This window comes from Sphingomonas sp. BAUL-RG-20F-R05-02, assembly GCF_022662305.1.
In the GTDB taxonomy this organism is placed as follows: Bacteria; Pseudomonadota; Alphaproteobacteria; order Sphingomonadales; family Sphingomonadaceae; genus Sphingomonas.
The window spans coordinates 114634-130865 of record NZ_JAKNQH010000005.1 but is presented as its reverse complement, the minus strand read 5'-3'; the positions used below and the strand labels follow the sequence as shown (position 1 = coordinate 130865).

At 64.5% G+C, this 16232-nt stretch carries 10 protein-coding genes; 2 read left to right on the top strand and 8 right to left on the bottom strand.

Translation table 11 applies throughout. The features are described from left to right. Nucleotides 1-65: 65 nt before the first annotated feature. Both L8F97_RS12735 and L8F97_RS12730 read left to right on the top strand, forming a co-directional pair. On the top strand, nt 66-689 hold the full coding sequence (locus L8F97_RS12735) for an outer membrane protein (RefSeq protein WP_242150503.1): 624 nt from the start codon (nt 66-68) through the stop codon (nt 687-689). Between the two features lie 380 nt (nt 690-1069). Next, the gene (locus L8F97_RS12730; protein ID WP_242150499.1) at nt 1070-4108 is read left to right on the top strand and encodes a TonB-dependent receptor plug domain-containing protein; all 3039 of its coding nucleotides are present in this window, start codon (nt 1070-1072) and stop codon (nt 4106-4108) included. An 82-nt stretch (nt 4109-4190) separates the two neighbouring features. Here L8F97_RS12730 and L8F97_RS12725 read toward each other — a convergent pair whose 3' ends face one another. From L8F97_RS12725 to L8F97_RS12690, 8 genes are all read right to left on the bottom strand, one after another. Next, nucleotides 4191-4415, bottom strand: a complete 225-nt coding sequence (locus tag L8F97_RS12725; RefSeq protein ID WP_242150496.1) for a hypothetical protein — start codon at nt 4413-4415, stop codon at nt 4191-4193. A 287-nt stretch (nt 4416-4702) separates the two neighbouring features. Continuing rightward, a complete protein-coding gene (locus L8F97_RS12720) occupies nt 4703-4885 on the bottom strand; it encodes a hypothetical protein (RefSeq protein ID WP_242150493.1) in 183 nt (60 codons plus the stop codon). 69 nt (nt 4886-4954) lie between these two features. Further along, nucleotides 4955-7336 carry a hypothetical protein gene (locus L8F97_RS12715; RefSeq protein ID WP_242150490.1) on the bottom strand — a complete coding sequence of 794 codons (2382 nt, stop codon included), beginning with the start codon at nt 7334-7336 and terminating at the stop codon, nt 4955-4957. 175 nt (nt 7337-7511) lie between these two features. Then, nucleotides 7512-9602 (bottom strand): ATP-binding protein, encoded by a 2091-nt coding sequence (locus tag L8F97_RS12710; protein ID WP_242150487.1) that lies wholly within the window; start codon nt 9600-9602, stop codon nt 7512-7514. Then, complete coding sequence (locus L8F97_RS12705; protein WP_267388304.1) at nt 9592-11097, bottom strand: ATPase domain-containing protein; 1506 nt, start codon at nt 11095-11097, stop codon at nt 9592-9594. Before L8F97_RS12705 ends, L8F97_RS12710 begins: the two co-directional genes overlap by 11 nt. Before the next feature lie 325 nt (nt 11098-11422). Then, nucleotides 11423-13339, bottom strand: coding sequence for a CocE/NonD family hydrolase (locus L8F97_RS12700; protein WP_242150484.1), 1917 nt, complete (start codon nt 13337-13339; stop codon nt 11423-11425). Nucleotides 13340-13412: 73 nt separating this feature from the next. After that, the gene (locus tag L8F97_RS12695) at nt 13413-15422 is read right to left on the bottom strand and encodes a M3 family metallopeptidase (RefSeq protein ID WP_242150481.1); all 2010 of its coding nucleotides are present in this window, start codon (nt 15420-15422) and stop codon (nt 13413-13415) included. Continuing rightward, nucleotides 15409-16230 (bottom strand): transglutaminase-like domain-containing protein, encoded by an 822-nt coding sequence (locus tag L8F97_RS12690; RefSeq protein WP_242150478.1) that lies wholly within the window; start codon nt 16228-16230, stop codon nt 15409-15411. Before L8F97_RS12690 ends, L8F97_RS12695 begins: the two co-directional genes overlap by 14 nt. Between the last annotated feature and the right edge of the window lie 2 nt (nt 16231-16232).

Below are 16232 nucleotides of genomic sequence, written 5' to 3'. Positions count from 1 at the left end.
GATCGTTGCGTTGCCGCGACGGTTACGCACCTCGTGGAACGAATTTATCAATAGAAGGAACTTGTATGCGTAAGGCTCTTTTCTCCGTCCTGGCCCTCGGGCTCTCGGCGCTCGGCGCGCAGGCCGCATCTGCGCAGGACACCACGATGTCCGACAACAACACGACCTTTCGAGGCATCCGCGTCGAGGGCAATGTCGGCGGCGATCGCTTCCAGTCGCAGGGCCATCATAACGACCGGTTCGGTTACGGCGGCACCGTTGGCTTCGACGGCGTGATCGGCAACAAGATCGTGGTCGGCCCCGAGGGCAGCTACTGGAACCCCAATGACGGCAGCGAGAACTGCTCGGGCGGGCGCACCGGCGGCACGATCTGCCACAAGTCGTTTGAGGAGTGGGGCGCGGGCGTCCGTGCAGGTTACCTCGTCACGCCGAACTTCCTCGTCTACGGCAAGGGCGGCTATGTCAGCAACGAGCAGCGCAAGCGCTTCACCGCGCCGGCTGGCCAGACCAGCTTCTACGATCACTTCCACACCGACGGCTATCAGGTCGGCGGTGGCGTCGAGTATTCGCTCGGCCGTGACGTGATGAAGATGCCGCTGTTCGTCGGCGCGCAGTATGTCTACTCGCAGTACAACGACCACACGTCGCGTCAGCGCGTGATGGGCAGCATCGGCTTCCACTTCAAGTAAGCCGGTTCTTCGTACAACCTCCCGACCGGGCGATTGTACGAACTGCAAACATGGAACGCCGCGCACCTATCCCGGTGCGCGGCGTTTTTCACGTTACGGGAGGATCAATTCGAGTTCGACAACCGCGTTTATCGGCAGCAACGAGGGGGCAGCGCGCTAAAATCGGGTGTTAAGCCCGTCTCGGCCATAAGTCGCTGAAACTGTGACATTTGTGCGACGCGACCGGTGAAAGTGCGACGCTGAACGATACGTAACTTTACAGAGGTGAATAACGGTTTCATTCCCTCGCCATGTCTCGCGCAGGACGGCTGTCGTGTGTCGGGATCTGGAACTCCTGCGCGCGGCACCCCAGAGCGCCGGCAGGTCAAAAAGGGATTAACATGATCAGGACCACTCAGATCGCTGGCAAGGCGCAGCTTCTGCTCGCCGCAGCCCCCTTTGCCATGATGTTCGGCACCATGCCCGCCTTTGCGCAGGATACCGCGCCGGCCCAGGACGCCGCACCGGCCGCGCTTACCCCTACGCCGCCGACCCCCGCCGATGAAGCCGCGACTCCGCAGGACGTGGTCGTCACCGGCTCGCTGATCCGTAACAGCGCGACCGCGACCGCCGCCCCGATCAACACGTTGACCGCGCAGGATTTCGCGACCCGCGGCCAAAACACGATCGCAGAGGCGCTGCAGACCATCCCCGCCAACGGCGCGGGTACGATGACGCGCGCCTGGAACAGCTTCGGCTTCGCCACCGGCGCGACTGCGGTGTCGTTGCGCGGCCTCACCACGGGCAACACGCTCACCCTGTTCGACGGCCAGCGCTCGGCGATCTATCCGCTGGGCGATGACGGCCAGCGCAGCTTCGTCGACCTCAATACCATTCCCCAGTCGATCGTCGAGAAGGTCGACGTGCTGCAGGATGGCGCCTCGTCGACCTATGGCGCGGATGCGGTCGCAGGCGTCGTCAACGTCGTCATCAAGAAGGAAATCGTCGGCCTGCACGCCAATGCGTCGGCCGGCATTTCCGAACATGGTGACGGCGGCGAAAAGCGCGCCGATCTGACCTACGGCTACGGAAAGCTCAGCGAGCAGGGCTTCAACTTCTACATCAACGGCGAATACCAGTCGAGCAACCCGCTGTACGCAAGCGATCGCGGCTATCCTTTCAACACCAACGACTACAGCCGCGTGTGCAACGGCCAGGGTAACTGCCTGACCAACGAGACCATCAACGGCATTCAGGCCGATGGCTCGGTCTCGCAGTTCGGCTCGACCCGCGTACCGACCGTGCGCCCTTATCTGAACGGCGCTCCGGTCGCTGGCAGCAGCTTCCAGTTGCTCAACGCGAGCGCAGGCTGCCGTGATCTGACCGCGATCAACCTCACCCCGGCACAGCAGGCGGGCCTCGCCGCGAAGGGTTCGCCGACCGGCTCGGTGATCTGTCAGCAGGACAACGTCAACGACTACCTGCAGGAAATCCCCAAGCAGCAGCGTTTCGGCGGCACCGCACATCTGACCGTGAACGTCGGCAGCCGCGCGCAGGCCTATGCAACTGGTACCTTCTACGAATCGAAGACGACCAGCAGCATCTCGCCGCTTACGTTCGCCGGGCAAACCGCTGCGGGCGGCACGCAGTACACGCTCAGTCCGGTCCTGCTGCCGGCGCTGATCTGCCCGCGCGGCACGGTCACCTGTACAGCGGCCAATGGCGGAACGCTCAACCCTAACAACCCGTTCGCTGCGCTCGGTGAACAGGCGCGTGTGAACTACCGTTACGATCAGCCGCGCGAGACGTTGAGCGATGCCAAGACCTACCGCTTCGCTGGTGGTATCTCGGGTTCGTTCGGCGACAACTGGAAGTATGATGTCAACGGCACCTATTCCGAAGTCGATCTGCGTATCACCAACAAGAACTACCTGATCCCGCAGCGCCTGATGGACGTCATCAACGATGGCTCCTTCAACTTCGTCGATCCGTCGCAGAACAGCCAGGCGATCCGCGACTATATCGCGCCGACCAATGTGACGAACTCGAACTCGAAGCTGTGGCAGGTTCAGGCCACCCTCTCGAAGGTGCTGTTCGCACTGCCCGGCGGCGACCTGACCGCGGCGGTCGGTGGCGCGTATCGTCATGAGTCGGTGTTCAACCCCAGCGCCAACGCACCGAACGAAGTCAATCCGGCCGATCGCTACTATAGCATCAACTCGGTCAGCACGGCCGGCAGCCGCAATGTACGCTCGGGCTTCTTCGAAATCGACGCACCGATCTTCGATCAGCTGACGATCAACGGCTCGGGTCGTTACGACAGCTACTCGTCGGGACAGGACAACTTCTCGCCGAAGATCACCGCCATCTTCAAGCCGATCCAGCAAGTCCGCTTCCGTGGTACGTGGTCGCGCGGCTTCCGTATCCCGAGCTTCCAGGAAGCTTATGGCCAGCCGACGACGGGCTACATCACGTCGACGGTCACGCCGGGCCAGGCGGGTGGTCAGGCTTACATCGATGCGCACGGCGGCAATGGCTACGCGACGCTGCCGTACAGCTACGGCCTGACCTCGGCGGGCAACCCGAACCTGAAGCCGGAGAAGTCGACCAGCCTGACTGGCGGTGTGGTGATCGAGCCGAACCGGCACTTCGCCTTCACGGTCGATTATTACCACATCAAGATCAACGGCCTGATCGGCGCGCCTGACTATTCCGGCGTCGAGGATGCCTATTATGCCAACAACGGCGTAGTGAACATCCCGGGCATCACCGTTCGTCCCGGCGTTGCCGATCCGGACCACCCCAACGCGCTGCCGGCGCTGGGCTTCATCCAGTATTCGTTCGTCAACACGACGTCGGAAGTTACCTCCGGTCTCGATTTCTCGGGCACGGTGCGGGTTCCTCTGCCCCATGGCATCAATCTGACCAGCCGTGTGGATGCGACCTATCTGATCAATCTCGATCAGACGACGCCGGGTGGTGTGGTGCAGAAGTACGCTGGCACGCTTAGCCCCTGCAACATCACGTCCTGCTCGGGTGCGCCGCGCTGGCGTGGTAGCTGGCAGAACACGCTGGACTTCTCCGGTCGTGGCTCGCTCAGCGCGACGGCATATTACACCAGCGGCTATAACATGGCCTCGATCGATACCGGCGGCGACGCCGATAGCTGTGCCGACAGCATCAGCGCCTCGGTCTATGCCTATGCCAATGGTGACCCGTACAAGTGCCACGCACGTCGCTTCATCGACGTCGACTTGACGGCTACCGTGAAGGTCGCGAGCAAGTTCACCTTCTACGCGAACCTGCTCAACGTGTTCGACGTCAAGCCGGACTTCAACCCGGGCCAGACCTACGACACCGGCTTCGGCTACAACGTCGCTTGGGAAAGCCAGGGCTTCATCGGTCGCTTCATCCGCTTCGGCGCGAAGATCGACCTGTAAGGACCGGTCATACCGCTATCAAAAGGGCAGCTCCTCGCGGGGCTGCCTTTTTCGTTTCAGCGGACAGAAAAAGCTTTATGACTTAACGCTGGTTACGAGCGGCGGCGCGCTGTGCCCGCGCCTGCTTTGCGTAATGATGATGGGCGACGATGCAGCCCGCCGCCGCGCCCATCACGGCATGGCCCTTGCCTACGAAATGCCCGGCGACACCCCCAGCGGCGGCACCGCGAATGCAGCCTTTCGAAAAAGCCGGTGAAACGCCGACAAGCAGCAGCGGCAAGGCAAGAGCGACGACGGTAGTGCGCATGATAGTCTCCTTAGATGGCAAGAGACTCGCGGCGCGGTGCTTGGTTGCATGACGTTCATGTCACCTCGCCTCGCTTCAAACCGTCCGATGGTGCGGCGAGATTCCCGACACTGAACACGCAGGAGCGAACACGGTGGAGGCCGTTGTCGTCGACGCTATCGGGTAGCACAACCCGGGTCCGACACGTTTCGCAGAGAACGCGCCGCACCCGCATCCGAGATCACGCACCAACAGAAAGCCCCGGCAGTGCCGGGGCTTTCAAATGCGTCATCTCAACGAAAGCGGACCTACTGGTACCCGCCCTCCTTGCGCTCCTCCGCCGCCTCCTCCTGGACATGCTCCATCTCGGAGGCTTCGTCCTCCGCCTTCGGATTGTCCTCGGTCGATTGCTCCGAGCTGTTCCGGTCCTTGGGCAGTTCGTTCACGTCGGTCTCGAAACCGGGTTCTTCGTTGTCGGGGGTGATGGCCATGATCGTCTCCTTCCCACCTTCAACGAACCAGCCGCGTAGCGGATGCGCGGGCGAGCGCGATATTTGCGGTTATCGCGCCGCAACCGCTGCGATCGCGTCGGGATCGTCGCGCAATCGCAGGAATATGCGCCCGTCCGACCCTGGAGCGACAGCGACATCCTCGCCGACGAAGCCGTCGGGCACCGCCTGCGCAGCTTGGAAATCTGCGGTCGAGCTGACCTTCGCGATCAGGAACAGGCGGCTTCCGACCAGCTTGCACGACTTGGCCGAGGCGCAGGTCATGCCACGGATCTCCGGCAACCGTACCACCGTGGCCAGTGTCGTCCACGCCGTCGCACCATCATCCCGCACCAGCCGGAAACGCAGCGCGCCGTAAGCGGTCGGGCCGAGCGCGTCGGCGGGAGTCAGGCTGACGATGCCGGTCGTCGCGTCCTGCAAGTCATAACCCTTGCCGGGTTGGATCAATGTGGTCGCGCGTCCGTCGGTGGTGGCGACCTCCACCGTTTCCTTTCCGGTCAGCACAGTCGCGCCACCGACGTGGAAGGCAAAGGTCAGCCGCGCGTCCTGCGCGAACACGCCGGGTGATGCCAGCATGATCGCTCGCACGCCTTCGTGCACGGGCGGCTGCGCAGTCACCCGCACTAGCGCCACCGCGGGCCGCGGCGGCGCAACGGTTACGGTCACGCTCTTGTGCCGACCGTTGGCGAAGCTGACGTCCGCCGTCTCCGTCTTTCCGGCCGCGAGCATGGCGAGTGCAGCCGGATCGCCGGGCCGCAAGGTCAGGCGATCCTGTTTGCCGACCCGCGTCAGCGCTCCGGGCTGAAGGCTCACCCCGCCCATAGTCGCGGCCACGACCTGATCGAGCCGCGAACCGGTCAACACCGCCTCGGTATCGCCGGCGTGAAGGGTGAGATCTTCGAGACTGCCGGCCTCCTGATAGGCCCGCAGACTCACCACTGCCGGATCGCCGCTGCGGCCCTGTACCAGGATCGACAGCGTGCCGGCATCGACCTTTTCGAGCGGGAGGCTGGCCTCAATCGCATTGGCGCTGGTCTGTTTCCAAGGCACCGCCTGCGCGGCACCGTCACCGCGCCGCATCTCGACGCCAGTAACGCACCCCGCACCGCCGCCGGTCAGGCCAAGCTGGTTGACGCGTCCCACCACCAGCGTGGTGTGGTCGGCCGCTTTCCAGTTGATATCCTCCGGCCGCGACAGCGCGAACGTTGGGCCTTCGAACGATCCGAAGCCCCATCGACCGTGGACCTGACCGGTCATCACCGCGCCGAACGGTCCGGCCGGGAACGCACCGTCGACGGCAAAGCCACCCACCCCGGCATCGGCACGCAGCGGCACCTCGACCAGGGTTCCGTCCGCGCGCTTGATCCGCAGCCGCACGTCATACGCATAATCGGTCGCATAGATCAGCGGCGCACCCTCCACCGGCAAGGTCAGGCCAGTGGCCGCGCACACCGCAACATCGGGTGAAACGTGGCGGAGCGGCGGCGGCTTCGGCGCCTCGATCGCAGGCAGCCCGATCACCATCACCGATGCCGGCTTGGCGAACGAGATCGGCGTGTTGAGCAGCACCGACACGCCCCCGTCATCCATCTTCGACAAGGCCGGGATGAATTGCAGCTGAGTCGACTGGAACGCGCCCACCAGCCGGAACAGATCGCGCACCACGCCGATATACGAGCTGTACGAACCGTATCCGGCTTGCGGTGTCGCGCTCAGTTGGAAGGCAAGATCCGTCGGCGTGCCCGCAAGCGTATCGGCAAGCGCGGAACTGTGCGTATCGGCGAGCAGCAGCGTCTCCCGGTCGACGGTCAGGCAGGCGGCCTGAAGTTCGGGTGGCTGCTGTAGGCATTCAGCCTTCAGGCGGATTGACAGGCTGCGCGCCAGCGTAGGCGACACCGTGGCGACACTCCCCGGGGCGGTCCGTTCGGTGTCGAGCATGACATGCAGGAACGTATCCAGCCGAGCGCGATCGAGCGACGCCTGATTGAGTTCCTGCACCGCCCGCACAAACGCGCCCGGCTGCTTGCGTACGGTGCTGGCGATCGCACCGGCGCTGCCGCCGCGCTCGGGCACGATGAACAAGGCCATCTGCTGCGCCCCTTTCGGCACGGTCAGCGACAGATCGGCACGCTTTGGCTTCCAGCTCAGCGCCTCGTGAAACCATTTCGCGTCGGGCCGATCGGTCGCGCCGCGCAGGAAAGCGGCGACGAGGCGGAAATGCTCCGACTGGCCCGGTTGCTGATCGAGGCTGATCGAGACCTGATCCCCCTCGGACAGGTTGGGTACGCGCTCAAGCGGCAGCGTCGTGCCCTCGTGCGTCACCGCGATCTTGAGGCGCGGGCCAGCCAGATCGAACGAAGATGTGGCCGCCGCTGCGGGCACGGCCGATATCAGCCCGCCCAACAGGAATAGGGAACGCAAGGGTCGTAACACGTGTTCGGCACCTATCATATCGCACGGTCTTGCCGGTCGGGTGTGACCATAACGAGGCAGCGCGCGTTCGCGATCCCTTTTCGAATTGGCCGAAGGTGATGGACGAGGCTGGCGTCTCTTTGAACGGTGTTGACGTCGACCGGCCAGTGCGACCTGCGACCGCTGCGTGCAGGCTTTACGCGCCTGTTCGTTCCGCTCGCGATTCATCGGCGGGCTCGCCCTGCATCAACTCGCTGATCCTGCGGGCGAGATTCGCGAGCGCGAACGGCTTGGTGATCATCGTCATGTTGGTGCCAAGAAAGCCCGCACGATTCGCGGCGTTCTCGGCGTAGCCGGTCACGAACAGGATCGGCAGGTCCGGCCGATGTTGCCGCGCGACCTCCGCAAGCTGGCGGCCGTTCATGCCGGGCAAGCCAACGTCGGACACCATCAGGTCGATCGCCTGATCGGAGGCGAGGATCGGGATCGCAGCGTTGGCGTCCTCCGCCTCGATCGCGCGATAGGACAGTTCGTTCAGCACCTCCCGCACCAGAATGCGCACCGAGGGATCGTCCTCGACGATCAATACGGTCTGCCCGGTGCCCTCGCGCACCGGCGTGGCCGGGATAGCAGACGTGTCGCTTGGCGCCTCGGTCGCAGGAAGGTAGATCTTCACCGACGTGCCCTGGCCGGGTTCGCTGTGGATGCGGACCTGCCCGCCCGATTGCCGGGCAAAGCCGTAGATCATAGACAGCCCGAGGCCGGTGCCCTGCCCAATCGCCTTGGTGGTGAAGAACGGCTCGAAAACGCGCTCCAAAACATCCTTTTCGATGCCGACTCCCGTGTCAGACACCGCCACGACGACGTATCGCCCCGCTTTGACGTCGGGATGCAGACCCGCATAGGCGTCATCCAGCTCGCTTACGCAGGTTTCGACCGTCAGCAGACCACCATCGGGCATGGCGTCGCGCGCGTTGATCGCGAGGTTCAGGATCGCGCTCTCAAGCTGGTTGGCGTCGACGATCGCCAGCGGCACGTCTTCGCCCGCCGCGATCTCCAACGCGATATTCTCGCCGATCGTCCGCCGCAGCAGATCTTCGAGCGAACGGGCCAGGCCATTGACGTCGACCGGCTTGGCATCCAGCGACTGTCGCCGGGAAAAGGCGAGCAGGCGCGCGGTCAGCGCCGCCGCGCGCTGCGCCGATGTCGAAGCGGCATCCATGAAACGATCGACATCGTCCAGCCGCCCCGACGCGATCCGGCGCTTGAGGATATCGAGGCCGCCGATCACGCCGGTCAGCATGTTGTTGAAATCGTGCGCGATGCCGCCAGTCAACTGACCCACCGCTTCCATCTTCTGGCTTTGCCTCAGCGCCTCCTCGAGTGAAGCGCGACCGGCCATTTCCGCCTCCAGCGCCGCCGTGCGCTCGGCGACACGCTCGCTCAGTTGCTCCTCGACCACCTTGCGATCGGTCACGTCGAGGACGAAGACGTGGATCCCGTCGACTGCGCCCGCGGCGTTGATGCGCGGCAGATAGCGGATCTCGGCATCGCGCCGTCGCCCGTCGGTATGCGGCCACGCCGTCTCGAACCGCACGTTTTCGCCGCTGAAGGCGCGGTCGATCGCGGAACGCCGGGTCGACAGGATGGCCGGACCGACCACCTCCTCCAGATGGCGGCCGACCACCTCCTCCGGGCGTTGCCCAAGCCATTCCTCATAGGCGCGATTGGCGAAGCGGTAGATCCCATCGCGGTCGATAAAGCCGATCAGCACCGGCAAGGCATCCGCCACCAGCCGCAGTTCCGCCTCGCTCGCCGCAAGCGCTGCCCGGCTGCTTTGCAGGTCGAGCAGGCGGTCCCGCATCTCGAACTGCTTCTGCCGCAGGCGCAGCGCCGAATTGATCGCGCTGACAAGCGATTCCACCCCGAGCGGCCGCTCCAGGACGACCGCGTTATCCACCATCTCGGGGAGGCGCGCCCGCGCGGAGTCGATCGATCGGGTCTGCGCCACGCGCGGCGCGGCGAGCATGATGAACGGCACATCGGACCATTCGGGCTGCGCCGCCAGCGCCTCCGCCAGAGGGCGCTGCTCGCCGTGCAACGCTTCCTCTGTGATGAGCAGCACGCCGGCGCGGTCGTCGACACATCGCGCGAGATCGCTGAGGTCGGCGCAGACCCGCGTGATCAGCCCCCTGTCCGCCAGCAGCCCCGCCACGCTGGCCGCGTCGCGCCCATACGGCGCGGCGATCAGGACCGTGGAGCCTTCCGCGGCCGATCTATGCGGCACCGGGCCGGTCTTCCATCAATGGCAGCGCGGAACCGGTATATTCCGGCGTGCCGGTCAACACGCCGCGGAACGCGGCAAGCGGCTCGCCGACGCGAACCCCGGTGCCGTCGATACGCAACTCGCGGATTGCGTCCTCATGCTGACCGCCGCGATTTTTGATGATCGAAATGGCTTTGCGGATACGGCCGCCCGCCTCGAAGAAGCGCAACAGGATCACGGCATCCGCGACATAGGAGATGTTGAGGCTGGTCGACATGCTGCCGACCAGGCCGTGCTGCGGATTGATGAGGAACGTCACCACCCCCTGCTGGCTCAGATACGACAGGAGTTCGTGCATTTGCAGGATCAACTGCTGCTCCTGCGGCATTGCCGCGAGATAGCCGTTGAGGCTGTCGATCACGAGCATCCGCACACCGCGCTGCTCGATTTCATGCCGCACGTTGCTGGCGAACTCGCCGGGGGAGATTTCGGCAGGGTCGATCTGACGGATCAGCAACCGGCCTTCATCGATGTGACGCTGCAAGTCGAACCCGAATGCCCTGGCGCGGATCAGCAGGGTGCTGACGCGCTCGTCAAATTGATAGATTGTGCAGGGCTCGCCGCGCTCGCATGCCGCCCAGACGTATTGCAGCGCGATCGTGGTCTTGCCGCTGCCGGCCGGCCCGGTGAGCAGCACGGAGGTGCCACTGAGCGGCCCGCCGGCAAGCAGGTCGTCGAGCGCCTTGACCCCGCTTGAAACCGGTACGGCTTTGACATCCGCGTGATAGTCCGCCGCGATCAGGCGTGGATATACTTCCAACCCGCCTTTGCGGATAGTGAAATCGTGATACCCGGCGGTGAAGGCGACGCCGCGCAGCTTCTGCACCTGCAAGCGCCGCCGCGCGGCGCCGAAATCGAGCGTCAGCCGTTCCAGCGTGATGACCCCGTGGCACAGGCTGTGAAGGTGGGAATCACGCCCGTTTTCCGCACCGCTGAGATCGTCGACCAGCAGCACCGTGGTGTCACGACCGGCGAAGAACTGTTTGATGGCAAGGATCTGTCGGCGAAAGCGCAGCGATTCTTGCGCGAGCAGCCGCATCTCGGACAGGCTGTCGAACACCACCCGGCGCGGTTTTACCCGCTCGACCTCGGCACGGATCAGCTTGACCGTCTCGCCGAGTTCCATCTCCCAGGGATGGATGATCGACTGGCCGCGTTCCCCGCCCAGCGCATCCTCGGCGGCGTTGAATTCGAACACCTCGAAATCGTCGATGCTCCAGCCGTGCGATCCCGCCACGGTGGCGAGTTCGTCACGCGTTTCGGAAAGCGTGATGTACAGCGCCGGCTCGCCGAGCCGAACACCCTCCCGCAGGAACTGGAGCGCCAGCGTGGTCTTGCCTGACCCCGGCGCACCTTCCAGCAAATACATGCGATTGGCGGGCAAGCCGCCCTTCAGGATCAGATCAAGACCGTCATTTCCTGTCGAAACCGGGTCTTTGTCAGTTACTATCGTCAAACTGCCCGGTCCTTCTCGGCTACGCGCTGCCACCCCACACGCGGGATCGTTAGCAGACCCGCTCTGGTACAGAACGACGCCAATTCCAAGATCGATCAAGCAAAGTTTCGCAAGAGAAAGGTCGATCCGACTACGTCCACGATGAACTTTGCGTTACCTAACGTGAGCATTGTAAAACTCGACTTCAGCTTGGTTCACCTTCCGAGCGGCAAGCCGCTTATGCTGGCGATGGAGTATCGCCGATCATATCGGGCTCGCCGCTCGGAGGCGCTGTTCGTCTACTGTCACGGCGGCAAGCGCCCCACCAAGAGCCATACGCAGGCGGCTACTGCGCGGCTCCGGTCGCCACCACCGGCAGTTCGATCGCGCTCGCCTGGGCAGGCGCGTGGAACACCCGGATCGTCGCCTTGCGGTAATCGCCCGGCTTCGCATCGAAAATGTTCGGCACGAACGTCTGCGGGTTGCGATCGTAGAGCGGAAACCAGCTCGACTGGATCTGCACCATGATGCGGTGCCCCGGCAGGAACACATGATTTACGTTCGGCAGCGCGAACCGGTAGCCGAGCGGTGCGCCCGATGTAATCGGCTTCGGTGTCGAGAAGCTTTCCCGATACCGCCCGCGCAGAATATCCATCGCGATCGGCAGCTGATAGCCGCCCAAATCGGGCTTCTCGAAATATTCATCCGGATAGACATCGATCAGCTTCACCACGAAATCACCGTCGGTACCCGTGGTCGCCGCGACCAGATCGGCGATCGGCGCACCCGCCAGCGCGAGCGGAGTGGTCAGCGGCTCGGTTTCGTAGGTCAGTACGTCGGTACGGTCGGAGAACGGCCGCTGATCGTCGACCAGCCACTGCCGCCAGGTCGATCCGGTCGCGTAGGTCGGCCGGATCGGGCGCAGCCGGTACGGGATAGGCTTGGCGGGATCGGACACGTATTCGTCCGCCCCGTCCGTCGTCGGCGCGGTGAACGACAGCGCGCCGCCAGCCTGGAGGTACAGTTTGCGGCTGGCCTGCGCGCAGCCTTGCGCGCACGCACTCGGCCAGGTGGGCAGACGTTGCCAGACATCGCTGCCGGTCTGAAAGACGGTAACCGGCGCGATATCGGCGGGTGCGGCGCCGGTCTTGAGGTGGCTGTCGAGGAACGGGATCAACACGTGCTGGCGGAACCACGTGCCCGTGTCGGACTGGAAGCGGATCGGGCCGAGGCTGTCGCCCGTACCCGCCCAGCCGCCATGCGACCACGGTCCGATCGCGAGATGTTCGAGGTGATCGGGATCGTTCTTCGCGGTCGCCTCATAGGCCGCCGCCGCGCCGTACATATCCTCCTGATCCCACAGGCTGCCGATCCACAAGGTCGGAACGGTCGCCTTCTCGCGCGGCAGGATCGTCTCGAGTGCCTGCGCCTGCCAATAGGCGTCGTAATCCGGGTGATCGTGCAGGTCCTTCACCACCTGGATCTGATCGAGTCCGCGGCTCTTGACGAAGCCGCTCGCCGAACCCGCGCGCAGGAACGTGTCGTAATCGTCATAAGCGTCGCGCCACAGATTGTCGCCACTGCCGCGCTTCGTGTCCTGGCTGAAATAATAGTCGTAGCCGGCCATGCGAAAGGCGCCACCGTGGAAATCATCGTCGCCCATCCAAGTGTTGATGACCGGGTTCATCGGTGCCGCCGCCTTCAGCGCGGGGTGCGGGTGGACCAGCGCCATCGCCGCCATCATCCCGTCGTAGCTGGTGCCGACGATGCCGACCCGGCCGTTTGACTCCGGCACATGCTTGGTCAGCCAGTCGATCGTGTCGAACGCGTCGGTGGAATGGTCGACCTTGCTGCCGTTGAGTGGACCGATCAGCGGGCGCTCGTTTACATACTCACCCTTCGATCCGTATTTGCCGCGCACATCCTCAACCGCGAGGATGTAGCCCGCGCGCAGCATCTCGGCGAACGCCGGACCGACCAGCATCACCGCGTGGGCGCTGTCCTGTTTGCTGGTCGCGTTGTCGGCATTGTACGGCGTGCGTTCGAACAGGATCGGCGCATCATGCGCGCCCTTCGGCACGATCAGGATCATGTGCAGCGCCACACCGTCGCGCATCTTCACGTCCACCTCGCGGCGGTCGTAATCGAACGTCGCGGTGACGGGGGCGAACTTGGCAGGGATGCCGTTCGGCAGCGTCTGCGCGGAGACACCAAGCGTAGACACGAGAGCGGTGCCGGCAAGCACCAAAGCGACCAATTTCATGCGGAACCCTGACTATTGAACGGGTTTATCGTGGCACAGCCACCGCGCGCCGCCCAGCCGAATTCGTGGCCGCTTACGCCAGCCGACGATCGCGGATCAATGCGGTCTCATCAGGGTCTCTGCCGCGAAACGCCAGGAACGATGCGGCCGGATCACGCGCGTTGCCCCGGGCGAGCACCTCGCGCCTAAACCGCCCCGCCAGCGTGCGGTCGAAGATGTCACCGGTCTCCACGAATGCGGCGAACGCATCGGCATCGAGGACCTCCGCCCATAGATAGCTGTAATAGCGCGCCGCGTAGCCACCGTCGAACACGTGGGTGAAATGGGTGAGGCCATGACGCGGCACGATCAGTGGCGGCATACCCGCTTGCGTGAGGATGCGCCCGGCCACCGTGACCGCATCGGCGACAGGTTCGCTCTGCCGGTGCAGTTCCAGGTCGATGATCGCGGAGGCGAGGAACTCCACGGTCGCGAAACCCTGCCCGAAATCATCGGCATGGCCAATCGCGGTGATCAGCGCCTCTGGCAGGCCGAGCGCGGTCAGCGTTTCCGCCGCGACGATCCAATGCTCCATGAACTTGCTGGGAAACTCGACGAAATCGCGCGCCACCGCCGTGCCGGCCTGGCTGGGGTAGGTTACGTCCGACAACAGGGCGTGCAAGGCGTGACCGAATTCGTGGAATGAAGTCCGCGCCTCGTCGATCGACAGGCCGGTCTCCACGCCATCCGGCGCGCGCGCGAAATTGGCGACGAGATACACGATCGGTAGCACCGGACCGTCGAGCTTCTCCTGCACCCGCAGCGAGCCCATCCACGCGCCGCCATGCTTCTCCGCGCGGGCGAAATCGTCGGTATAGAGCAGTCCGAGCGGTGTACCATCGTTCTCGGACACCGCCCATGCATGCACGTCGGCATGCCACCCCGGCAGATCGGCACGTCGTTCGAACTGCAAGCCATAGAGTCGTCCGGCGGTGGCGAAGGCGGCGGCGCGTACCTTGTCCAGCGTCAGATGCTGCTTCACGGCGGTGCCGTCGAGTGCATAGCGCGCGCGGCGCACCTGCTCGGCATAGAAGCGCCAATCCCAGGGCGCGAGCGCAACGCCGTCCGCCTCGGCAAGCCGCTCCAGCTCGTCCTGCTCGGCGGCGATCTGCCCGAGTGCGGGTTGCCATACCCGCATCAGCAGCCCCGCCGCCGCATCGGGTGTCTTCGCCATACTGTCTGCCAGCGCATAATCAGCGTAGCACGCATAGCCGAGCAGCGCCGCCTGCTCGTGCCTGAGGGCGAGGATCCGGTCGACCAGCGCGCGATTGTCATGCGTGCCGCCGTCGCAGCGCGTGGTAAAGGCACGCCACATCCGCTCCCGCAAATCGCGGCGGCGCGAGAAGGTCAGCACCGCCTCGGCATCGCTGCGCCCGAGGGTCAGCAGATAACGACCGGCGTGACCACGCGCCTCCGCGCGGGCAGCAGCAGCGGTGCGGATCACCTCGGGCAGACCGTCGAGGTCGCGTTCGTCGAGCAGCATCTCCCAATCCGCTGCCGCCGCCATCACATTCTGCCCGAACGCGATCGACAATGCGGAAAGTTGCTGCGCGATGTCGGCATAACGCGCCTTGTCGGCGGCATCGAGGTCGGCACCACCATCGACAAAACCATGGTAGCTATCGTGCAGCAACCGCTGCTGCGCCTCGTCCAGGTCGAGCGCGTCGCGCTGCGCCCATACCGCACGGACCCGCGCGAACAAGCGCGGGTCATGCGCCACCGCGATACCGTGTTCGGTCAGCACCCTCGAAACGTCCGGCTCGATCGCGCGCAGCGCCGGTGTCGCGTGCGCGGAACTCAGCGTGAAGAAGACGCGGCGTACCCGCGCCAGCCGTGCGCCGACCCGCTCCATCGCCTCCACGGTGTTGGCGAAATCGGGCGTGGCCGGGTCGGCGGCAATCGCCTCCAACTCCGCCGCCGCCTGCGTAATACCCCGCCGAAAGGCGGGCAGGAACGCCTCGGGCGTAATCGCCGCGAAGTCCGGCGCGCCGAACGCCAGGGCGCTTTCGTCGAGCAGCGGGTCGCGCACCTCAGCCTCGGTCAAGTGCCGCAACCTCGTCGGTGTGAACATCGAAGCCAGCCAGCCAGGCCGGCCCGAACGTGGTGGTGAGTGCGGTATCGGTCGCATCGCGGCCGCGCGCCATCAGGATGCGGCCGATACGGGGTTGGTTATGACGCGCGTCAAACGTGTGCCAGCGTCCGCCAAGATACACGTCGAACCAGGCGGAGAAATCCATCGGTGCGTCCGACACCGGCACACCGATATCGCCCAGATATCCCGTGCAATAGCGCGCCGGGATGTTCATGCACCGACACAAGGTAATCGCAAGGTGCGCAAAATCGCGACACACCCCCTGCCGTTCCTGATGTGCGTCCCATGCCGTTTTGGTCGGACGTGCGAAGTTGTAGCCGAACTGGATATGGTTGTGGGTGAACTCTACGATCGCCTGCACCCGCTCCCAGCCGGAGACGATGTGGCCGAACATCGACCAGGCGACGTTCGAAAGCCGGTCGGTTTCGCAATAGCGGCTGCCGAGCAGGAAGATCAGCACGTCGTCGGGCAGATCCTCCAGCGGATGCTGGATCGCGTCGGGCGTTACAGGATCGGGCTCCCCACTGTCCTCGATCGTGAAGTCGCACGACAATGTCAGGCCACCGGCGGGCACGGTAAGCCGCGTGCACATGTTGCCGAACGAGTCGGTGTAACCGTACATCGGCACATCGGGCGTCCCGATGATGCGGTGTGGCGTCACCAGATCCTCGTTGCGGGACGGATGGATGCTGAGCAGCGCCAGCATCGGCGTCGCCACCTCCGTTTCGTAGCGGATCTCATACCCGGCGCGTATCAGCATGA